The sequence below is a fragment of the Georgenia sp. TF02-10 genome (assembly GCF_022759505.1).
Lineage (GTDB): Bacteria > Actinomycetota > Actinomycetes > Actinomycetales > Actinomycetaceae > TF02-10.
The window spans coordinates 2,171,261-2,192,995 of sequence record NZ_CP094289.1 but is presented as its reverse complement, the minus strand read 5'-3'; the positions used below and the strand labels follow the sequence as shown (position 1 = coordinate 2,192,995).

At 69.9% G+C, this 21,735-nt stretch carries 18 protein-coding genes; 10 read left to right on the top strand and 8 right to left on the bottom strand.

Features of this window, described 5'->3' with window-relative positions:
- Positions 1-102: 102 nt before the first annotated feature.
- Positions 103-522: a hypothetical protein gene (locus tag MF406_RS09870; protein WP_242892609.1), complete on the bottom strand. Its 420-nt coding sequence runs from the start codon at positions 520-522 to the stop codon at positions 103-105.
- Positions 523-925: 403 nt separating this feature from the next.
- On the opposite strand from MF406_RS09870, the gene MF406_RS09865 reads away from it, so the two are divergent.
- From MF406_RS09865 to MF406_RS09850, 4 genes are all read left to right on the top strand, one after another.
- Positions 926-1,552, top strand: a complete 627-nt coding sequence (locus MF406_RS09865) for a DUF305 domain-containing protein (RefSeq protein WP_242892607.1) — start codon at positions 926-928, stop codon at positions 1,550-1,552.
- An 80-nt stretch (positions 1,553-1,632) separates the two neighbouring features.
- Positions 1,633-1,878, top strand: a complete 246-nt coding sequence (locus MF406_RS09860; RefSeq protein ID WP_242892605.1) for an SHOCT domain-containing protein — start codon at positions 1,633-1,635, stop codon at positions 1,876-1,878.
- A 147-nt stretch (positions 1,879-2,025) separates the two neighbouring features.
- Positions 2,026-3,363: a multicopper oxidase family protein gene (locus MF406_RS09855; protein ID WP_371744459.1), complete on the top strand. Its 1,338-nt coding sequence runs from the start codon at positions 2,026-2,028 to the stop codon at positions 3,361-3,363.
- Positions 3,364-3,473: 110 nt separating this feature from the next.
- Entirely contained in the window at positions 3,474-4,064 is a 591-nt protein-coding gene (locus tag MF406_RS09850; protein WP_242892601.1) for a DUF305 domain-containing protein, read from the top strand.
- Positions 4,065-4,190: 126 nt separating this feature from the next.
- Here MF406_RS09850 and MF406_RS09845 read toward each other — a convergent pair whose 3' ends face one another.
- Genes MF406_RS09845 through MF406_RS09835 form a run of 3 tightly spaced genes read right to left on the bottom strand, consistent with a single transcriptional unit; the run spans position 4,191 to position 6,051 of the window.
- The gene (locus tag MF406_RS09845) at positions 4,191-4,814 is read right to left on the bottom strand and encodes a peroxiredoxin (protein ID WP_242892599.1); all 624 of its coding nucleotides are present in this window, start codon (positions 4,812-4,814) and stop codon (positions 4,191-4,193) included.
- Positions 4,811-5,758 (bottom strand): cytochrome c biogenesis CcdA family protein, encoded by a 948-nt coding sequence (locus tag MF406_RS09840; RefSeq protein WP_242892597.1) that lies wholly within the window; start codon positions 5,756-5,758, stop codon positions 4,811-4,813. Before MF406_RS09840 ends, MF406_RS09845 begins: the two co-directional genes overlap by 4 nt.
- Positions 5,759-5,772: 14 nt before the next feature.
- Positions 5,773-6,051, bottom strand: coding sequence for a glutaredoxin domain-containing protein (locus MF406_RS09835; protein WP_242892595.1), 279 nt, complete (start codon positions 6,049-6,051; stop codon positions 5,773-5,775).
- A 202-nt stretch (positions 6,052-6,253) separates the two neighbouring features.
- Here MF406_RS09835 and MF406_RS09830 point away from each other — a divergent pair, with 202 nt between their 5' ends.
- Positions 6,254-8,578 (top strand): heavy metal translocating P-type ATPase, encoded by a 2,325-nt coding sequence (locus MF406_RS09830; protein WP_371744458.1) that lies wholly within the window; start codon positions 6,254-6,256, stop codon positions 8,576-8,578.
- 156 nt (positions 8,579-8,734) lie between these two features.
- Here the strand turns inward: MF406_RS09830 and MF406_RS09825 are convergent, their stop codons facing one another.
- A complete protein-coding gene (locus tag MF406_RS09825; RefSeq protein ID WP_242892592.1) occupies positions 8,735-9,382 on the bottom strand; it encodes a class I SAM-dependent methyltransferase in 648 nt (215 codons plus the stop codon).
- Between the two features lie 186 nt (positions 9,383-9,568).
- On the opposite strand from MF406_RS09825, the gene MF406_RS09820 reads away from it, so the two are divergent.
- The 3 genes from MF406_RS09820 to lnt all read left to right on the top strand — a co-directional run bounded on the left by MF406_RS09820 (position 9,569) and on the right by lnt (position 14,423).
- Positions 9,569-12,052, top strand: coding sequence for a phosphoketolase (locus tag MF406_RS09820; RefSeq protein WP_242892590.1), 2,484 nt, complete (start codon positions 9,569-9,571; stop codon positions 12,050-12,052).
- A 338-nt stretch (positions 12,053-12,390) separates the two neighbouring features.
- A complete protein-coding gene (locus MF406_RS09815; protein WP_242892588.1) occupies positions 12,391-12,654 on the top strand; it encodes a DUF2933 domain-containing protein in 264 nt (87 codons plus the stop codon).
- 188 nt (positions 12,655-12,842) lie between these two features.
- Positions 12,843-14,423, top strand: a complete 1,581-nt coding sequence (gene lnt / locus MF406_RS09810; RefSeq protein ID WP_242892586.1) for an apolipoprotein N-acyltransferase — start codon at positions 12,843-12,845, stop codon at positions 14,421-14,423.
- 294 nt (positions 14,424-14,717) lie between these two features.
- Here the strand turns inward: lnt and MF406_RS09805 are convergent, their stop codons facing one another.
- A complete protein-coding gene (locus MF406_RS09805; protein WP_242892584.1) occupies positions 14,718-15,224 on the bottom strand; it encodes a DoxX family protein in 507 nt (168 codons plus the stop codon).
- A 415-nt stretch (positions 15,225-15,639) separates the two neighbouring features.
- On the opposite strand from MF406_RS09805, the gene MF406_RS09800 reads away from it, so the two are divergent.
- Together MF406_RS09800 and MF406_RS09795 are read left to right on the top strand one after the other, a co-directional pair.
- On the top strand, positions 15,640-15,897 hold the full coding sequence (locus tag MF406_RS09800; RefSeq protein ID WP_242892581.1) for a YHS domain-containing protein: 258 nt from the start codon (positions 15,640-15,642) through the stop codon (positions 15,895-15,897).
- An 83-nt stretch (positions 15,898-15,980) separates the two neighbouring features.
- Complete coding sequence (locus MF406_RS09795; protein WP_242892578.1) at positions 15,981-17,387, top strand: glucose-6-phosphate dehydrogenase; 1,407 nt, start codon at positions 15,981-15,983, stop codon at positions 17,385-17,387.
- Positions 17,388-17,500: 113 nt separating this feature from the next.
- Here MF406_RS09795 and MF406_RS09790 read toward each other — a convergent pair whose 3' ends face one another.
- Together MF406_RS09790 and MF406_RS09785 are read right to left on the bottom strand one after the other, a co-directional pair.
- A complete protein-coding gene (locus MF406_RS09790; RefSeq protein ID WP_242892575.1) occupies positions 17,501-20,725 on the bottom strand; it encodes a beta-phosphoglucomutase family hydrolase in 3,225 nt (1,074 codons plus the stop codon).
- Complete coding sequence (locus tag MF406_RS09785) at positions 20,722-21,672, bottom strand: DMT family transporter (protein WP_242892572.1); 951 nt, start codon at positions 21,670-21,672, stop codon at positions 20,722-20,724. The genes MF406_RS09790 and MF406_RS09785 overlap by 4 nt, the downstream gene beginning before the upstream one ends.
- Positions 21,673-21,735 lie beyond the last annotated feature (63 nt).

Here is a 21,735-nt window from a genome sequence, read left to right as displayed (position 1 = left end):
CCGGGCCGGGTTCGGTCGGCTGTGAGGCGACGGGGACGCCCGGCGCGCCGACGTCGGCGACCTGAGGCTCGCTCGTGACGTCAGGCTGCGGGCGGCTCGTCCTCACGGTTCGTGGTGGACGTCGTGGTCGACGGAGTCGGTGACCTCGGGCGCCGCTGGCTCGAGTGACGCACTGATCTGGGGGCCGATGACGAGCGAGGACAGGGTGAACATGGCTCCGAACAGCGTGAGCGCGATCGCGGGCGCCCACCAGCTAGCGAAACGACGCCTGAGCCTGATGAGCATGGGCACCGATGCCGCCAGCCCGAGCAACCCGAACAGGGCCGTACCGCCGGCACCGGCCACCAGGGCGGTGCCGACCAGTGGTCCGGCATGGTGGAGGAGGTGGGGCGCGAGCCCGACCACCCCGCCGACCGTTGCGGTGATGACCGTCCATACCGTCCTGCGGGGCTTTCCGCGTGACGCGTCGAGCTGCTGCGCGGATGCGGGGGCGGTCGCTGCCGGTCGCGCGATGGTCGTCATGGCGAGAAGCGTCCTCCACTCGGTGGAGGACTGCGGTAGAGGGATGATCAAGAATCGATGAAGGCCTGCGCCGCCCCGCCCGAGCGGCCGCCGCCGGGGGAGGTGGCGATCGGCTTCTGCGGTGGCGGGGCTGCTACCCCGCTGGGGCTCTCTCGAGCTCATGCTGAAGCCGGACGACGGGCTTGGTAGCCGGTCGTGGCGGTCCAGTGCCGCGGCCGCGGCCGCGATGGTCGTCACTGTCGGGTCTGCTTCGAGGTAGTTGATGAAAACTCGATGAAATTCCGCAGACTCCTCCTCCCCGGCTTGGCGCCGGTCAGTTGGGCGTGGTTAGCCTCGAGTAGCCACCACAGGGGGCCGGGCTCGCCGGGACCCCTTGTGTGTGGATCGAACCCAGTAGATGGAGATGCCCGTGACACTCAGGACCCGACTCGCCGCCGTTGCCGGCGGCCTTGCTGTGACTCTCTCCCTTGCCGCATGCGGTAACGGTGAGGAGACGACACCGCAGGAGCCGGCCCAGGGCACCGCCGCGGAGGAGACGACCGACGGCGCGACGGACGCTGAGGACGTGCACAACGACGCGGACACGATGTTCGCTCAGATGATGATCGTCCACCACGAGGGCGCCATCGAGATGGCCGACCTGGCCGTGGAGAAGGCGGACAGTGAGGAGGTGCGCTCCCTCGCGGAGCGGATCTCCGCCGCGCAGGGCCCGGAGATCGAGAAGATGACGTCCTGGCTCGAGGCCTGGGGGGAGGAGACCTCCCCGATGGGCGGCATGGACCACGGCGGCATGGACATGGAGGGCATGAGCCAGGAGGAGGCCATGGCCGAGTTGGAGTCGCTGTCGGGCGCCGAGTTCGACCAGCGGTTCCTCGAGCTGATGATCGCCCATCACCGCGGCGCGGTGGACATGGCGCAGGAGGAGCTCGACGGCGGGGAGAACCCGCAGGCGCTGGAGCTGGCCCAGACGATCATCGATGACCAGCAGGCCGAGATCACGGAGATGGAGCAGCTGTTGGAGACGCTCTGAGAGGGAGGCTCGGGGGGCTGGGAGTTCAGCCCGGGTAAGGCACAACCTCCGGTGCCTGGGACCGACTTCGAGGAGATGGCATGGTTGGCACGAGGGGAATGGGCTGGGGTTGGCTGTTCTTCGTGCTGCTCATGGTCGGTGTGGTCGTGTTGGTGGTGGTGCTGATCCGCCTTCTGTGGGGTGGTGGCCGCGATGAGCAGCGTCGACCGCCGCTGGAGGGGCGCAGCCGCGCGCTGGAGGTCCTCGATGAGCGGTACGCCAGGGGAGAGATTGACGCCGCGGAGTATGACGAGCGGCGCCGGCGCCTCGAGGGTCCAGAGGGCTGAGCGGTGGAGCCGATCACCCGCCGGGAGGCACTGCGGCTTGGGGCGTTGGGGGCGCTGGGTGTGGTCGTCGGCGGGGTGGGGCTGTCCCGCACTGGCCTTCCCTGGGCCGGCCGGCAGGCCGCGCTGCGCCCACCGGAAGGCGGATCAGTGGCGTTGGCTGAGCCTGAGGTGGTGCGCAGCCAGGGTGGGCTCCTGCGCGTGGAGCTGGTCGCTGCCCCACGGGAGACGACCATTGCCGGAAGGCCTGCGCGGGTACTGACCTACAACGGCGCTGTCCCGGGACAGACCTGGCGGGTGCGGCCCGGGGACCGCATCGAGGTGCTTCTGCGCAACAAGCTCGATACGCCGACCAACCTGCACACTCACGGCCTCCTGGTTTCCCCGCGGGACAACGGGGACAACCCCTTCATCAGCGTCGAGCCGGGCCAGACGTTCGAGTACCGCTTCGACCTGCCCGAGGACCACCCGACGGGGGTGTTCTGGTACCACCCCCACCGCCACGGCACGGTGGCTGACCAGATCTTCGGCGGCCTGTACGGCGCCGTGATCGTCGAGGGCGATGAGGTGCCGGCCAGTCGGGAGCGGGTCCTCGTCGTCTCGGACATCACTCTGGACGCCGGCGGTGCGGTCGCGCCGGTATCGGCACCGGAGGTGATGATGGGCCGGGAAGGGGACCTTGTCCTGGTCGATGGTCAGTTCCGGCCGGAGCTCGCCGCCCGGCCGGGAGAACGGGAACGGTGGCGAGTGGTCAACGCGTGCACTTCCCGCTACCTGCGCTTGGCGCTGCCCGGGCAGCGCCTGGCGTTGCTGGGCATCGACGGCGGTCACGAACCCGCCGCCCGGGAGGTCGAGCAGGTCCTGCTGGCTCCGGGGAACCGCGCGGACCTGCTGGTGACCGCCCGCGCCGGCACCAGCGAGCTGCGCTCACTCGGGTACGACCGCGGCGGGATGGGGATGATGATGGGCGGCGGGGACCTGTCCGGGCCTACTAACTTGGCCACCCTGGTCGTCTCCGGAGACGAGGCCGCCGCCCCGGGACCGGTGCCGGAACGACCTGCAGACCCGGACCTGCGCGACCGCCCGCTCAGTGGCCGGCGGGAGATCGCCTTCACGATGACCATGGGCGGGGGGATAATCCGTCCCGGCCAAAGGAGGACCATGATGGACCTGGGCTTCGACGGCCGTGCCTTTGACGCCGACCGGGTCGACCAGCAGGTCGCTGCCGGGTCGGTGGAGGAGTGGACCATCACCAACCCCACGCCGATGGATCACCCCTTCCACCTACACGTCTGGCCCATGCAACTCGTCGAGGACAACGGCGAACCGGTGTCAGCACCGACCTGGCGGGATGTCGTCAATGTTCCCGCTAATGGCCGGGTCCGGGCGCTGGTGGACTTTACCCATCACCCGGGCCGCAGCGTCTACCACTGCCACATCCTCGACCACGAAGACGCCGGGATGATGGCAGTCGTCGACATCCACTAGCTCCCGCGGCGGCCGTCGCGCGGATACCGCGCCATTCCGCGGGTGGGACGGTACGCGCGGGTGAGTGAACGATTGAGGACCGAAGTCCTGAGAAAGGAGAGTGTTTCCCGATGGCAGAGCACGAGCACGTGAGCGAGGACCACGACAGCCACTCGCGCAACATGAACACGAAGATGTACCTGCGGTTCGCCGCGATGCTCCTGACGGCGATGGTCGTCATGTACTGGGTGATGTTCGTCGGCTCGTGGGAGTGGGGCCACGTGCGCTTCAGCCAGAGCCGCGTGTTTATGGCGGTGACCATGGGCGGTGCGATGGGGCTGGTCATGCTCGCGTGGATGCTGAACATGTACAAGAACGCCAAGGCGAACGTCGTCGTCGTGGTAGTCAGCCTCGGGCTGCTGGCGGGTGGGACGGCGCTGGACCGCAGCCAGGCCACGGTGGACGACTCCGCCTTCATGCGCGCGATGATCCCGCACCACTCACTGGCCATCACGCGGTCGGAGCGAGCCGGGATCGAGGACGTCCGGGTCTGTGAGCTCGCCGTGGAGATCAGCGAGGCGCAGCGTCGCGAGATCTTTGAGATGGACTGGCTGATCGAGGACATCGCGGCGAACGGGGTAGCCGCGACGCCGGAGGAAGCTGAGGCGCGCGCGGTGCCGGCCTTCGACGAGCCTGCAGAGCGTCAGTGCGCCACGGACTGAGGCCATGTCCTCAACCACCCCTTGCACACCTTCCGTCGGCGGCGCCACTGTCAGCCCACGCGCGGATACCTCGCTGATGCACAGGTCCGGGTGTCGGCAGTGCGTGGACCGTATCCCGTGGCACAGTCAGCGGAGTCTGGATTCGGCCTCGTCCAGGAGGTCGGCGGGGGCGAACCACATGGAGGGGTAGTCGCCCTGCCAGACCTGGTTGCCGTCGGCGTCGATGAGGACGAAGCCGTGTCCGGGGACTCCGGGGTGCATGCCGGTCCCGAGGGTGCCGTAGGCCTGGGAGACGGTGCCGTCGTCCAGCAGGTAGGGGGTGGTGGCCCCGTAGCGCTGCATGTCGGGGCGGATCTGTTCTGCGGTGTTCATGACGATGGGCAGGACGGTGATGCCGGCCTCGGCGAAGCCCGGTTCTTTCTCGATCTCGGCCATCTGCACGGTGCACGAGGCGCAGCCGGCGCCCTCGTTGAAGTACAGGATGACCGGTTCCCCGCGGAGCTCGGACAGGGTCACGCTGGTCCCGGCCGTGGTGGGCAGGGTGAAGTCCGGGGCGCGGCGAGTTTCCTCGGAGCTGGCCGTTCCGGAGGTGGCCAGGGCGTAGACGGCGGCCGCGACGACCGCGAGGAGCGCGCAGATCCCTAAGATCCGCCGGCGACGGGCCTTGCTCGCGGCTGCTTGGGCTCGGGCCTTCTCCTCGGCGTGCTTGTGCCGGAGCCGGTCCTTGGCGCTGAGGGTCGTGCTGGTCATCTGGGTAGTCCTTCGGTGTCGTGGTTGGCGTGGCAGGCGGGCGTCTCGGCTGCTGGCTCGGGATCGGCGGGGCGCGAGGCTCGGGTGCGCCGGTCGCGCAGGGTGAAGAGCACGAACCCGCCGGCCAGGGCGAGGAGGCCCACGCCCAGGAGGGGCTCGGGCAGGGGGCTGAGCCCCTCCTGCAGGCGGCCCAGCGTGCTGGCGAGCCAGTCACCGATGGCGCTTTGCACCGCGCCACCGCCGGTCATCTCGGTGCTGCCGGCCAGGGTGATGACCCAGATGCCCATGACGGCGAAGGCGATCGCGACGGCGAGGTTGACGGTGTTGGTGACCAGGGTGCGGCCGCCGACGCGGATCTTGATGAGCCGCGCCTGGAAGAGGCGGCGTTCCCCGAGGCGGGCCTTGTCCCAGATCAGGGCCATGACGAAGAGGGGGAAGACCATCCCGAAGACGAACGCCAGGCCCAGGGCCACGCCTCCGGCGGCGGACCCCGACAGCACCGACAGTGTCATCACGCCGGCCAGGACGGGGGCGCAGCAGCTGGAGGCGATCCCGGAGAAGACACCGAGGGCGAAGAAGCTGGCGCCGTCCCCGCGGCTGGTGTCCGGGGCGCGCAGGAAGCGGGGCAGGGACCACATGGTCCCCGACAGGGACAGCCCGGCCAGGGCGATCATCAGCAGGCCACCGGCCCAGTAGAGCTGGGTGTGGTACTGGTTGATGGCCCCGGACAGCATGCTGATGCCGAGTGTGATGGGGACCAGCACGAGCGCCAGGCCTGCGGCGAACACGAAGGTCAGGGGCAGGATTCGCCACCGGCGGTTCTTCACCGCCCCGGCCAGGTAGCTGGGGGCGAGGAAGACGATGCAGCACGGCGCGAACAGGGCCACGCCGCCGGCGAAGAAGGCAGCCAGGACGCTGCCGGTGGTCAGGAGCTCACTTCCCACGGCTCAGGCCCTTCTCACGCCGCGGCCGCGCGCAGCTGGAGAAGCTTCTCCAGCCGGCGCCGGGGGAGGCGTCCGCTGCTGAAGAACTCCTCGTCGACCAGGACCAGCGGGGCCATGGGCGGCCGGTGCCGGCCGATCAGTTCCCGTCCCTCGGCCGAGTCGCGTTCGACCATCCGCACGGTCAACGCGAACCTCACGCTGAGCTCAGCAAGAACCGCAGCGGCGTCCTCACAGTAGTGGCACGCGGGCGCCTGAACCACGGTCACCTTGGTCAGGCTTTCTTGGGCTGTCACGAAGTCCTCTTCTCAATGGGTGTCGGATCACCACCGAAAGCATCGGCCGCCTGACCGGGCCAATCGATCGACCTTTCATGAAGAACCCATGAAGATCACCGGCAAGGGCCCCAGATCAGGAATGGAATGCCACCCGTCCCCCTTGCACCCAGCAGGGATACCCTGTAGGGGTATGGATGAAGGATGTCGACGAGGGGAAGCTATGAGTACGCCAGAGCACCATCACGGGCACGGCGGGGCCAGGTCAGATGGACGCGGTCCCGCCGAGCAGCACACCGCTCACGGCGGGGGACACGGGAGCCAGGCCACCCACGGGCAAGCGATGCCGACGAAGACCGGACAGGTCACCGACCCACTGACCGCCGCAGGGCACCACGGGCATGATGCGTCCCACTCCGGTCACGACAGCCATGGTCCTCACGCCGGACATGACGCTCACGGCGGTCATGGAGACCACGGCGGCCATGGGGGACATGGGGATCATGTGGCGATGTTCCGGCGCCTGTTCTGGATCATGCTCGCCCTGGCGATTCCCACCGTGCTGCTCAACGGCATGTTCGCCGACCTTCTCGGCTACTCCCTGCCCGACATCCCGGGCGTCGGGTGGGTCTCCCCGGTGCTCGGGACCGTGATTTACGTGTGGGGTGGGCGGCCCTTCCTCACCGGCGCCGTCGACGAGCTGCGTGCCCGTAAGCCGGGGATGATGCTGCTGATCGGGATGGCGATCACGGTCGCGTTCGTCGCCTCACTCGGGGCGAGCCTGGGGCTCTTCTCCCACGAGCTGGACTTCTGGTGGGAGCTGGCGCTCCTGGTCGTCATCATGCTGCTGGGGCACTGGCTGGAGATGCGCTCCTTGGCGCAGACCACCTCCGCGCTGGACTCCCTGGCCGCGCTCCTGCCCGATGAGGCCGAGCGGGTGGAGGGTGATGAGATTGTCACGGTGGCCCCGGCAGACCTTCGTCTGGGTGATGTCGTCGTCGTCCGTCCGGGTGGCCGGGTGCCGGCCGACGGTGAGGTCGTCGACGGCGGCGCGGACGTGGATGAGTCGATGATCACCGGTGAGTCCAAGCCGGTGCTGCGCAGCGTGGGGGACCACGTCGTGGCCGGTACGGTGGCCACCGACAACGCGCTACGGGTGCGGGTCTCGGCCGTTGGTGAGGACACCGCGCTGGCCGGTATCCAGCGCCTGGTTGCCGAGGCGCAGGCCTCCACCAGCCGCGCCCAGCTCCTGGCGGACAAGGCCGCCGGCTGGCTGTTCTGGTACGCGGTGATCGCCGCGATCATCACTGCGGTCGTGTGGGTGTGGCTGGGGGTGCCCGAGAGCGCGCTCGTGCGGGCGATCACCGTCTTGGTCATCGCCTGCCCCCACGCCCTGGGCCTGGCGATCCCGCTGGTCGTGTCCATCTCCACTGAGCGCGCCGCCCGTGGTGGGGTGTTGATCAAGGACCGTGCCGCGATGGAGCGCATGCGCGTGGTGGACACCGTGCTGTTCGACAAGACCGGCACGCTGACCAAGGGCGAGCCCGCGCTCACCGACATCACCACCACCGGTGGGTATGAGGCCGGGGACCTGCTGCGCCTGGCGGCGGCCGCGGAGGCCGAGAGTGAGCACCCGCTGGCGCGGGCGATCGTGGCCGCGGCCGAGGACCGAGGACTGCAGGTGCCGCCGGCCGGTAACTTCCGTGCCGCGACCGCCGTGGGGGTGCGTGCCACCGTGGAGGGCCGCGAGGTCCAGGTTGGTGGCCCGGCGCTGCTCGCCCAGCACTCCGCTGAGCCGTTGCGGGCAAGCGCACCGTGGTCGGAGGACGGGGCTACTGTCCTGCACGTCCTGATCGACGGGAAGGTGGCCGGGGCGGTGGCACTGGCCGATGAGATCCGCGAGGAGTCCCGGCAGGCGATCGACGCCCTGCACCAGCTGGGCATCCGGGTCGTGATGATCACCGGTGACGCCGAGCCGGTGGCCCGGACGGTGGCCGCCGACCTGGGCATCGACCAGGTCTTCGCCCAGGTCCGCCCGGAGGACAAGAGCGACAAGGTCCTTGAGCTGCAGCACCAGGGCCGCATCGTGGCCATGGTGGGGGATGGCGTCAACGACGCCCCGGCGTTGGCCCAGGCCGACGTGGGGATCGCCATCGGCGCGGGCACCGACGTGGCCATTGGCTCGGCCGGGGTCATCCTGGTCTCGGACGACCCACGTTCGGTCCTGTCGGTCATCCAGCTCTCGCGCGCCAGCTACCGGAAGATGAAGCAGAACCTGTGGTGGGCAGCGGGCTACAACATCGCCGCCGTCCCGCTGGCCGCAGGGGTGTTGGCGCCGATCGGGTTCATCCTGCCGATGTCGGTGGGGGCCATCCTGATGTCCCTGTCGACCATCGTGGTGGCGCTCAACGCCCAGCTGCTGCGCCGCCTGGACCTCAGCCCCGAGGCCAGCACCGCGGCCGCGCACGGCGCCCCCAAGGTGCCCTCCGCCGGTGGCGTCGAGGCACCTGGGCGACGTGAGGACGTGGTCCCAGCGCACCACCACTGACTCACCGCGCGGGACGTGCGACGCACGCGGCCCGCAGGTACCGCGGTGTTTCACGAGCGCCGACCTCCCGGCTGTTGAGGCACGGGAGGTCGGCGCTCGTCGTCGCGCGCGTGAGTCCTGGCTCGCATCGTCACGGAGCGCCAGGCACATTCCGGTTCACGGCCTGACCTGGCCTGTGGCTGGTGAGGTCGACCCGATCGCGCCGCCACCGGGCTGTGGCGTGCGCGGTTTGCGGGCGGCGAAGCGTAGGACTAGACCGCGCAGCGAGTACTGCACGGTGACGTCCTGGAGGCCGGCGCGCGCCAGGACGGGCTCTAGTGTTCCGCGCTCGATGAGTCGGTGTGGGGAACGGTCGACCAGGTGCACCAGCGATGCGACGCGGGACGCGACCAGGTCGTATCCCAGGAACATTCCCCCGGGTCGCAGGACACGAGACGCCTCGCTCACTGCGCTTTCCCATTCGATCACGTGGTGGAGCATGAGGAAGCTTGTCACCGCGTCGAAGGACCCATCCCCGTACGGCAGTCGTGTGGCGTCGGCCTGGTGGACCACGACGTGCGGTAGATGTGCTAACCGCTGCCGTGCGGCACGGACCATGACGGGGTCCAGGTCGGTCACGGTGAGACGTACCTGCCGGTCGGTGCGGCCGAGCTGCGCGGCGATGGCACCACTCCCGCCGCCGAGCTCGAGCACCTCACCTGCAAGGGAGAACCCTTGAGTACTCCACGGCAGGATCCGCCGCGCCAAGCACCGCCACGGTGCGCTGCGGCAGAGCAAGGCTTCAAAAAAGGACATGGTCGGCATGGTGGCGACCTTCCAGTGAACTCCAGGGTCACGTGATCGGACACAAGGGCGGATGGGCCACAGCGGTCAGAGGCGGCAACTGGGGCACACCAGGACCAAAGTAGGAGGCGAGAAGGGGTCGATGTGGGCGATGGTGAAGTGGACCAGCATGTGCGGGGGAGCTACGACACAGGAGAGTACTGAACCATGACTAGCGCGACTGCTTCCCCGACCACCTGGCGCCGACGCGGCGAGCAGGGCCCGGACGACGCCACGATCGCGCGCATCGACGCCTGGTGGCGCGCCGCGAACTACCTGTCCGTCGGGCAGATCTACCTGCTGGACAATCCGCTGCTGCGCGAGCCGCTGGAGCCCGACCACATCAAGCCGCGGCTGCTGGGCCACTGGGGCACCACCCCGGGGCTGAACTTCATCTCCGCCCACGCCAACCGGGTGATCCGGGAACGCGCCCAGTCCGCGATCTACATCGCCGGCCCGGGTCACGGCGGGCCGGGCCCGGTGGCCAACGGCTACCTCGAGGGCACCTACTCCGAGATCTACTCCGACGTCACCCAGGACACCGAGGGGCTGCGCCGGCTGTTCCGGCAGTTCTCCTTCCCCGGGGGTATCCCCTCCCATGTGGCGCCCGAGGTGCCCGGTTCCATCCACGAGGGCGGTGAGCTGGGCTACGCGCTCTCCCACGCCTACGGCGCGGCGTTCGACAACCCCGACCTGCTTGTCCTGGCCGTCGTCGGCGACGGCGAGGCCGAGACCGGCCCGCTGGCCGCCAGCTGGCACGCCAACAAGTTCGTCAACCCGAAGACCGACGGGGTCGTGCTGCCGATCCTGCACCTCAACGGCTACAAGATCGCCAACCCCACGGTGCTGGCCCGCATCGGCGAGGACGAGCTCACCGAGCTCATGCGCGGCTACGGCCACCGCCCCCACGTCTTCACCGCCGGTTTCGACGACGAGGACGCTGTCTCGGTCCACGCCCGGTTCGCCGCCCTGCTCGACGAGGTGCTCGACGAGATCGCCGACATCAAGGAGCGGGCCGCCGGGCTGGACGCCGAGGAGGTCGAGCGTCCCCGGTGGCCGATGATCGTGCTGCGCACCCCCAAGGGGTGGACCGGCCCGAAGGAGGTCGACGGGCAGCGCACCGAGGGCTCCTGGCGCTCCCACCAGGTGCCGCTGGCCAACGCCCGAGACACCCCCGAGCACCTGCAGGTGCTGGAGGACTGGCTGCGCAGCTACCGCCCGCAGGAGCTGTTCGACGACGCTGGCCGGCTGGTGGAGGACGTGGCCGCCCTGGCGCCCGAGGGGCACCTGCGGCTGAGCGACAACCCGCACGCCAACGGGGGCCTGCTGCTGCGTGATCTGCGGCTGCCGGACGTGCGGGACTTCGCCGTCGACGTCCCGGTCCCCGGCGCCTCGCTCACCGAGGCCACCCGCGAGCTGGGCAAGTGGCTCACCGAGGTGATGCGCCGCAACCCGGACAACTTCCGGCTCTTCGGGCCGGACGAGGTCGCCTCCAACCGGCTTCAGGCGGTGTACGACGTCACCGCCAAGCAGTGGAACGCCGAGCTCCTCGACAGCGACCGCGCCGAGAACCTGACCCGGGCCGGCCAGGTGGTGGAGATCCTGTCCGAGCACCAGTGCCAGGGCTGGCTGGAGGGCTACCTCCTCACCGGTCGCCACGGCCTGTTCACGTCCTACGAGGCCTTCATCCACATCGTCGACTCGATGGTCAACCAGCACCTGAAGTGGTTGAAGGTCACCGGCGAGCTGCCGTGGCGCCGGCCCATCGCCTCGCTGAACTACCTGCTGTCCTCGCACGTGTGGCGCCAGGACCACAACGGCTTCTCCCACCAGGACCCGGGGTTCATCGACCACGTCGTCAACAAGGGCGCCGACGTCGTCCGCGTCTACCTGCCGCCGGACACCAACACGCTGCTGGCGACCTACGACCACGTGCTGCGCACCCGCCAGTACGTCAACGTCGTCGTCGCCGGCAAGCAGCCCGGTCCGGACTTCCTCACGATGGAGGAGGCGTTGGACCACTGCCACCGCGGCCTGGGCATCTGGGAGTGGGCAGGGACCGAGGAGGAGGGCAGCGAACCGGACGTCGTGCTCGTGTGCGCGGGCGACATCCCCACCCTGGAGGTGCTCGCCGCCGCGGACCTGCTGCGTGAGCACCTGCCCGAGCTGCGGGTGCGGGTGGTCAACGTCGTGGACCTCATGCGTCTGCAGGACCCCAAGGAGCACCCGCACGGACTGCCCGACTCGGAGTTCGACGCGATCTTCACCACGAGCAAGAAGGTGATCTTCGCCTACCACGGCTACCCCTGGCTCATCCACCGGCTCACCTACCGGCGCACCAACCACGCCAACCTCCACGTGCGCGGCTACAAGGAGAAGGGCACGACCACGACGCCGTTCGACATGGTCATGCTCAACGACCTGGACCGGTACCACCTGGTCATGGACGTCATCGACCGCGTCCCGGGCCTCGGTGCGCGCTACGCGGGTCTGCGGCAGCGGATGTCCGACGCGCGCCTGGCGGCCCGGCGGTACACCCGGGAGCACGGGGTGGACATCCCCGAGGTCGCCGAGTGGCAGTGGCCCGACGTCGGGGAGACCGGAACCGCCGCCGGCGGCCCGCAGTACGACACCGGCGGCGACAACGAGTAGCGGCTCTGGCCGCGCCCGCCAAGCTGTGTGAGGGTCGGCCCGGTCCGTTCTGAAGGCACACGCACTCCGCTGCCTCCCTCGGCAGAGATCGGCCATCTCGCATACGTCGGTGCGGTTCGAGGACTTCACGCCGCCGGCATAGACACCCAGGGAGACGGGTGTGCCGTGCGACCTCACCGCGCTGTGACGTGCTGTGGGGGCAGTGGCTTCATCAAAGCGTCACAGAACGGAGACCCGGCTTTTAGGTGAGCGGCAGAGAATGGGGGAAACGTATCGGGGTTGTGAGTCGGGGACGCGTCCTCTACCGCTCCGTGCGGCGTTGTTGAGGAGGAGTGACGGTGAACCACAGCGGCAGCGGGCACCTCAAGGGAATGGTCCTGCTCATGGGCGGACTGTTCATAGCCATGCGGGTCTTTGGTGTGTCGACAGGGGACGCGCTCGTGTACGCGGCCGTGCTGGCCTGCCCTCTGATGATGGTCATGATGATGTTCGGTGGCCATGGAGGACATGGCGATCCGCGGACCTCGCAAGAGGCGCCGCCCTTGGACGATGTGCTTCCCCACAGCACCGGTGACCACACCGACCGTGGACACCGGCACTGACGGGCGCAGCTCTGGGGCTGCTTGGCCGCATACGCGCCAGGCCCGGTCGTCGAGGCTTCCGGTGGCCCGGTAAGGCTGCGCGTGGTGTGGGTGTGGCCGTGACGTCGTCCCCGCGGTCACCTGGAGACCCGACACCACCGGCCTTCTCGCGTGTGGCCTGGCCGCTGGTGATGGCCGCTGGCGGTGGGGTGCTGACCAACCTGGCCTTTCCCGACCGTGGATGGTGGCCGTTGGCCTACCTGGGCGTCGCGCTGCTGCTGCTCGCGTTGCGCCGGGCGCGGATGGCGCAGGCCTGGGCGACCGGACTGGTGTGGGGTGTGGCGTTCTTCCTGCCGCACGTGTACTGGGTCATCCACGCGACCGGTTCACTCGTGCCGTGGATTGCGTTGAGCATGATGCAGGCGCTGTACATCGCGGGCTTCGCCGCCGCGTGGACGGTGGTGGCCCGGCGGGCGGCGTGGGTAGGGGCTCGCCCCGTGGTGCAGGCGTGCCTGGCGGCCGTCATCTGGGTTGCCGTCGAGCAGCTTCGCGCCTCGTGGCCGTTTGGTGGCTTCCCGTGGGGGATGCTGGCCTTCTCCCAGACCGACGCGCCGCTGGTGCGGCTGGCTCCTTACGGTGGGGAGGTCCTCGTCTCGGCCGTGGTGGTGTTCATCGGCGCGCTGATGGCGTTGGTGTGGACGCGCCGATCCCACGTTGCAGCTGCCATGGGCGCTGCGGTGGTGGGGCTCATCTTGGCTCTGGGGCCGTGGCTGTTGCCGCTGGATGCTGGAGCGGAGGTGGGGACCCTTCGGGTGGGCGCGGTCCAGGGCAATGTTCCCCAGCTGGGAGCCGAGTGGGCGGTGCAGGCCCGGGAGGTCACGGCGAACCACACCCGGGGCACGCGCAGGCTGGTCGAAAGCGTGGGGGACCGGCTGGACCTGGTGCTGTGGCCGGAGAGTGCCGCGGACATCGACCCGCGTACCGACGCCGCGCAGGCGGCACTGGTGGACGCGGCCGCCAGAGCGGCGGGTGCCCCGGTCCTGCTGGGCACGCAGCGGTTCCCGACCGGCCAGGACATCCGTTACAACGAGCTGGTGTTGTGGCAGGAAGGGGGGACTGTCAGCGGCGCCTACGCCAAGCAGCACCCGGTTCCCTTCGGGGAGTACATGCCCTACCGGGATCTGTTCCGGCGGATCACCCCGCTGGTGGACCGGGTTTCTACCGACATGGCCGCGGGGCGGGGCCCGGGGCTCATGCCCATCCCGGTCCAGCGGCTGTCACGTGAGGTCGAAGCGGCGGTGGGCATCTGTTTCGAGGTCGCCTACGCCGGACTGATCCGTGAGGGCGTGGTGGGGGGTGGGGAGCTCATCATCATCCCGACGAACAACGCCTCCTTCGGGTACTCCCCGGAGTCGACCCAGCAGCTGGTGATGTCACGCTTTCGTGCGGTGGAGCACGGGCGGGCGACGGTCCAGGTCTCCACGGTCGGTGTCAGCGGCATCATCCTGCCCGATGGAGACGTTGTTGAGCGCACGGGACTGTTCACGGCGGAGGAGATGACTGCCACCCTCCCGCTGCGCACGTCCCTCACCCCAGCTGCCCGGCTCGGCACCCTGCCCACCGTCGCCGTCTGGGTCGTGGCTGCTGTGGGGGTGGCTGCCGGCGTCCTGAGCCGTCGGGGCCGCGGCCACAGCGCCGAAGGTCCGGCCAGTCGGCGCACAGCGACCCTCCGCGAGGGCCGCGCGCGAGAAGACCTCACGGCCCCCGTCAGCCTCGTCACCGGACAGTGAGGCCGATCCTGGCGGGCGGTGGCGACGCCCTCCTGCGTGCTTGAGCGTGGCGCGCTATTGGGAGCTCGCTGATGCCCACTGCACCCGTAGGATCTCATTTCCGATATCCACCTTGTTGGCTACGGCTTTGACCGTGCCATAGCGCGGTCTCGTAGTCCTTCTCGCATTCGAGCACCGTCCAAACCGGCGCGCTCCTCGAGTTCCTGCGGGTATCGCTTCGACATGAGTCCGATCCTCCCAAGATCGCGACCCTCCATCGAACCCGGGATGGTTCAATTGCGATTCTTACCGCGCTCAGCGCAGCCAGCTGTTACCGACCTTGCCGGCCCACCAGCGACCCAGCCCCCAGGTATCACCGGCCAGGGTGAGGGCCGAGATGATCACCAGTGCAGCCTCAACCCAGTGAGACGTGGTGATCGGGTTAGTTCCGCCTACCACTGGCGGAAACTGCGAGAGCCACATGAAACCAAGTAGCAGGGTGCCGGTGACGGCGGCGATCTTCAGGCCCACCCCGAGCATGAGGGCGAGACCGAGGCCGGCTAGCCCGACCATGAACAGCCAGTCTCCGAAGGGATTGAGGAACAGCGGCTGGAAGATGCCGGCGAGGGGTTCCTCGATCCCGCCGATGTAGCCTTGAGCGGGGGTGCCCCCGCGGATCCACGCCGCCTCCGGTTGGGTGGAAAACCCCAGTCCGAAGAGTTTGTCGATGAAGGCCCAGAGAAATATCCAACCGATGAGCAGCCGTCCTACGGCGAGGGCCACCCGGGCACCGGCGCGGGTGACGATGTCCTCGGCGAACATCGGCTTGGTCCCCCGGGACACTCGATTGCTTGTCTGCCTCGACATTGCCGTCTCCCTCCACCCTGGAGCGCAAGAAATTGGGGTCCCCACGCTCGAATGAGCTGTGCGTACAAGGTTTCACCAGTGGCACTACAAGACAATGCTCACCGGCCATATTTGACCGAAACTTCACCTTCCCGACTTACCCGGCGGGCGGCCCTTTCTTTGTCCCCCGCGGGTGAGTTGGAACGCGGACCCCACAACGAACCGCATTCTGTGAAACTTCGATGAAGAGTTCCTCTGGCAGGCGCCCATGCGCACCCGCCCCGTACCCCCTGGGGGTAGGATCGGGAATGTCGTCACGGTGACAAACCGCCCACGTGATGGGCGACAGATCGCCGTTCCAGGTAGGGGATGAAGGAGAGGGAGGAACGTGATGGACCACGGTCAGGAGGATCATGGCGGCGGCGGGTGTTGTGGTGGCGGGGGCCACGGGCACGGTCACCACGGCGTCGTCGCCGGCCCGGGTGAGCAGCTGGTCACCTGCGCGGTGAGGGGCACCGCGCAGGTGAAGTCCCAGGCGGAGGCGAGCGGGCTCATGCGGGACTTCGAGGGCGAGCGCTACTACTTCTGCTGCGGGCACTGCGCCGAGCTCTTCGACGCCAACCCGCACGCGTACACCACGGCGGCCTGAGCGGTCCTCGCCGGTATCTGCGACGGAGGTCTACGTTGGGCTCGTCATCACCGCCCGGGAGCGCGACCGTAACCCCACTGTCTGTGGTCGTGGTCCTGTTCGGTGCCACTGGTGACCTGGCCCGCCGCATGGTGATGCCGGCCCTGGTGGAGCTGCACGAGCGCGGATTGCTGCCCCAGCGGTGGCGCTTGATCGGCTGCGCCACAGACCGGTGGGACGACGAGGCCTTCCGGGCCCGGCTGAGGGACTCCCTGCTGAGCAGCGAGCTGGGCCTGCCCGAGGACTGGGACCAGGTGTGCCTGCGGGTCGGCTACGCGGGCGGGGGGTTCACCGATGACGATCCCGGTGCACTGCCTGAGGTTCTGGCCCGCGCGCGGCGTGAGCTAGCGGCCGAGGGCGGTGGTGAGCCGCTGGTCGTGCACTTTCTGGCCGTGCCCCCGGCGGCGTATCCGGTGATTACCCGGGGGCTGGGACGCCATGGCTTGGCGGCGGGCGCCCGGGTGGTGTTCGAGAAACCCTACGGCAGGTCGCTGGCGGACTTTGAGTCGTTGGACGCGCTGGTGAAGACGGTGCTCACCGAGGAGCAGGTCTTCCGCATCGACCATTTCCTCGGCAAGCAGGCGGTGCAGGGGATCTACGCGTTGCGCTTCGCGAACCGGCTGTTCGGTTCGCAATGGGACGCCCACGGGATCGAGCAGGTACAGATCGACGTGCCCGAGGACCTCGACGTCGCCCAGCGGGCTGTGTTCTACGACGCCACCGGCGCGGCGCTGGACATGCTGGTCACCCATCTGTTCCACGTGGCCAGCCAGGTGGCGATGGATCCGCCGGCGGACGTGGCGGAGCCGGAGTCGATTGTGGCCGCCCGGGATGCGGTCATCGGGGCGTTCCGGCCACTGGATCCGGTCAGGGACGTCGTGCTGGGGCAGTTCGAGGGCTATACCGATATCGCCGGGGTGGTGGCTGGTTCCAGGCAGGACACGTTTGTCGCTGCCCGGTTGTGGATCGACACCGATCGGTGGCGGGGCGTCCCGTTCGTGCTGCGCACCGGCAAGCGCATGGCTCGCAAGGCCCAGCGAATCACCTTGATCATGCGTCCGTCCCAGGGTCCTTTGGGCGCGGCGCTCACTGGGCGCAACACGATCGAGATCGACTTCAGTGGCCCTGGGGCCTTTGCTGTGGGTGTCACCGTCAACACCCCGGGACCGGGCCGGGCGTTGAGCTTCGCGCACACCGAGCTCGACTTGGCCGAGGTGCCGGGCGGGGAGCCGATCTCCGCCTACGCCTCCTTGCTCCTCGACGTCCTGGTCGGGGACCGTTCGCTGTTCACCACCTCCCATTGCCTGCGGGCGGCCTTCACCGCCTTCGCGCCGGTGCAGGGTCCCCAGCGCCCGTCCCCGTTGCCTTATCCGGTCGGCTCGTGGGGGCCGCAGGAGGCTGAGCGTCTCACGGCCGGGCACGGGTGGATGCTCGAGCGCCGGGCTCGCTGACCGCTGAGGCGACATGAGCCATCGCGCGTCGGTGGAGGCATCACGCGGCTCGGCCCCGGGGTGGTGTCGATGGCGATCGAGGCCGTCCACGCCCCGGCCAGACAACGCCAGAGCTATTCACATAGGCCGAACAGCCCAGTCACTACGACGCCCGGGTCCGCACAGAAGCGCCGGGTGGTGCCGGCTGGTAGGGCGGCTTCGTGCTCCCCGACTCGCAGGCGGATGTGTGGGTTGGCCGCGCACGGCTCGGCGGTGACGGTGAGGGTGGTCTCGTCGAGGGTGATGTGGAGGCGTTGGCTGCGGTGCTGGACGCGGAAGCGCATGGCGGGCAGCCCGGCCGGTAGTGCGGGGTCCAGGACAACGGTGGGGTCCCGGGTGTGTAGGCCGGCGAAGGACCGAATGAGGATGTCGATGGTGCCGGCCATGGCGCCGAGGTGGATGCCCTCTTGGGTGGTGCCGCCCTGGGTGTCGTCCAGGTCCGCGGCCAGGGCCTCGCGGAAGGTGGCCCAGCCGCGGGCGGGGTCCAGGCGGGCCAGGACCGAGGCGTGCACGACTCGGCTGAGGGTGGAGCCGTGCGCGGTGCGCGCGAGGTAGTAGTCCACGGTCCGGGCCAGCGTCTGGCGGGTGGTGGGGTAGCCGAGGCGCTCGAGCATGTTCAGCAGTCCGTCGGGTCCCAGGAGGTAGATGAGCATGAGGACGTCGGCCTGTTTGGCGAGCTTGTACCGGTTGGTGGCGTCGCCTTCGGCCTCCAGGATGAGGTCCAGGCGCCCGATGTTGGCGTAGGTGCGCCGGTAGTGGTCCCAGTCCAGCTCGGCGAGGTCGTCGTAGCCGGCGAACTGGGCGATGAGGCCCTCGGGGAGGAACGGCACGGTCAGGCGCCGGCTGAGGTGCTCCCAGGTGGTGGGCTCCTCGGGGGCGATGTCGAGGCGGGCGTGCAGGTCGTCGCACTCCTGCCCGGCCACGGCCTGGAGGACGTCCAGTGCCCGCTGGCATACCCATGCGGTCAGGACGTTGGTGTAGGCGTTGTCGACCAGGCCCTGGCCCGGTGCGTCGGGGTAGCCGTCGTGGTACTCATCGGGTCCCATCACGCCGCTGATGTGGAAGCGGTCGGTGCTGGGGTCGTGCGTGGCCAGGGCGGTGAAGAGCCGCGCGACCTCGATGATCAGGTCCGCGCCGCGCCGGGTGAGCCAGCTGAGGTCGCCGGTGGCCTGGTAGTACTCCCAGGCGTTGTAGGCGATGGCGAGGCCGACGTGGCGCTGGCGGTGGGAGTTGTCCGGCATCCACCGTCCGGAGCGGGTGTTGAACAGCATGTCGGGGGTTTCCTCCCGCCCGTCGCTGCCGGACTGCCAGGGGAACATCGCCCCGGGCAGTCCCGCCTGTGCCGCGGCGCGGCGGGCCGCGTCCAGGCGACGCCACCGGTAGTCCAGGAGTCCGCGGCTGACCTGTGGCAGGTGGGTGGTGAGCACCGGCAGGACGAACAGCTCGTCCCAGAACACGTGCCCGCGGTATCCCTCTCCGTGCAGGCCGCGGGCGGGCACGCCGGCGTCCAGCTCGGCGGTGTGGGTGGACAGGGTCTGGAGCAGGTGGAAGACGTGCAGGTTGAGCACCAGCCGGGTCTGGGTGTCGGCTTTCAGTTCTATCCCCAAGCGGTCCCACAGCCGCTCCCACGCCGCCGTGTGCCCGGCGAGGAGGCCGTCGAAGCGTGGTGGGGCGGCGGCCAGCTCGCCCAGGGCCGCCAGCCGGGGCGAGGCGATCGCCGGGTCCTTGGAGGTGTACACGGCAGCGACCTTGTCGATGGTGACCGGTTGACCGTCTGTGACCGGCACGTCGAGCACCAGGGAGTGAAGCTCGTTGTCGGACTCGAAGTCTGCCTCCGGGGTGACTCCGTTGACGGTGGTGCGGGTCGCGGTGGCGATGCGGACCTGGCTCTGGACGGTCTCCACCTCCACCAGCAGCGTGCCCGGCCCGGTGTTCTCGGCGCCCGTGGTGCGCAGGTGACGGTCGGCCAGCGCGGCGTACTCGGCGACATTGGCGTTGACCACCCCGGCGTCGATGCCGGAGCGCACCCGCAGGATCCCGCTCCAGCCGTCGGGGACCACGGTCGTCTCCAGCGCCGCCAGGTGCGGCCGGGTCATGGAGACCAGGCGCCGCTGCCGCAGCCGCAGCCGCCGCCCGGCCGGGTCGGTCAGTATCGCGGTGCGGGTGAGCACACTACGGCGCAGATCCAGCTCACGTCGCTCCCCGGACACGGTGAGGCCGCCGGCGGACCACCACGGCTGCGCGTCCGCGGCGGCGAGGTCCAGGACCAGCCAGTTGGGGGCGTTGACCAGGTGCTCGTCCTCCATCTGGCGGCCATGGACCGTGGAGAGGAGCCGGTTGTAGACACCGGCCAGGTAAGTGCCCGGATAGTGCACCCCGTCGGCGGGACGCTCCGGGGCCGTGCCCCGGGTGCCCAGATAGCCGTTGCCCAGCGTGGTCAGCGCCTCACGGTGGCCCTCGTGGGCGGGGTCGAACCCCGCATAGACCAGCGTCCAGGGGTCGGCGCGCAGCGCACCCAGGTCCAGCTGGGCGACGTCCTCGACCACCAAGTGGGCCCCGGCGGCCTCCAGCTCGACCCGCTGCCCGCCCCGGGCCACGCCCGCGACCAGGCCGAACCCGCCGGCGCGGGCCGCCTGGACACCGGCGACGGCGTCCTCCACCACCGCGACCCGAGCCGGGTCCACGCCCAGCTCGGCGGCTGCCCTCAGGAACATCGCCGGATCGGGCTTCCCGGGCAGGCCCAGCTCGGCGGCACGCTCCCCGTCCACGACCACGTCAAAGGCTTCGGCCAGGCCAGCGGCCCCCAGAAGTTCGCTGGTGTTGCGGCTGGCGGTGACCAACGCGACCGGCACCCCACCGGCCCGCAGCCGGTCAAGCAGGTCCACGGTGCCGGGAAAGGCCTTGATGCCGTCCTCGGTGAGCAGGTCGAGGTAGAGCTCGTTCTTCCGGGTGGCCAGCCCGTGCACCGTCCATGCCCCGGCAGGGTCCTGCGGTGTTCCTGCGGGCAGGTCGATCCCGCGGGCGGTGAGGAAGGCGGCCAGCCCGTCCTGGCGGGAGCGTCCGTCGACGTAGCGGCGGTAGTCGCTCACCTCGTCGAACGGAGCGTGGGCGCCCGGTCCGCCCGCACGTGGGTCGGTGAGCACCTCCGCGAAGAGCTGCCGCCACGCCTGCGCGTGCAGCGTGGCGGTGTCGGTCACCACCCCGTCCAGGTCGAAGATCACCGCCTCCTGCGGGGGGACCGCCCCGGTGGGGGCAGGCGCCGCCGGGGACGGGCTCGGGTGGGTCGTCGCGTGCGTCACGGTTCTCCTTCGGTCGGCAAGACAGGTGCGGTGGCCATCCGGCGGCTGCGGGACGTGCCCGGCCCCGGGTCCTGGGCGGAGCCCTCGTCGGTTGGCCCGGTCGCCGGCGCTGGGGTGGTGGTCCGGCGTGGTGACCGCAAGGTGATCCACATGGCGACCATGACGGCGAGGAGCCCGGCGGCGGTCCACCCGCCCGGGCGCTCACCCAGCAGGACGGCGGCCAGCGCGATGCCCAGGACGGGGGTGAGGAAGGTCCAGGTGGTCAGGGTGTCCAGGCGGCTGCGGCGGGCCTCGGCGAACCACGCCACCGTGGTCGCCGCGGTGCCCACCAGCCCGAGGAACGCCAGCGACACGACGAAGCGGGGGGTCCAGGTGATCACCGGCGCGCCCTCCGCGGCCGCGGCGACGATCACCAGGGCCAGCCCGCCGATGAGCAGGTGCCAGCCGGTGGCCGTGACCAGGTCCAGCCCGGCCAGGCGGCGGGACAGCAGCGTACCGGCGGTCACGGCCACCGCCGAGAGCAGCGACAGGGTCGCGCCGCTGCCCCCGCCACCGGGCACCGCGACCAGGACGAGCCCGGCGAAGCCGACGACCAGGGCGGCAGCGGTCCGGGGGGAGAGCCGCTCGCCGTAGAGCCACCAGGCCGGCAGGAGGATCAGCAGCGGCTGGGCGTTGGCCAGCACCGCGGCGGTGCCCGTCGCGCCGCCGGCGACCCCGGCGAACATGGTGGCGAAGGCGAGGGTGACGTTGACCAGCCCGAGGACCGTGACCAGGCCCCATGCACGTGCGCCGCGGGGGGACGGGCGGTGCTGGATGGCTCCCAGCGCCAGCAGGGCGACGCCGGCCACCAGGGCACGCAGCGCGGCGTACCACAGCAGCGGGGCGTCGCGCAGGCCCCACTGGATTACGACGAAGCACGCCCCCCAGGCCGCGGTGATCCACAGCATCCGCAACGGCTTGGGCCGCCGGGGCACCGCTCCGGCCGCCGAAGCGGCCGCAGCGGTGGTGCC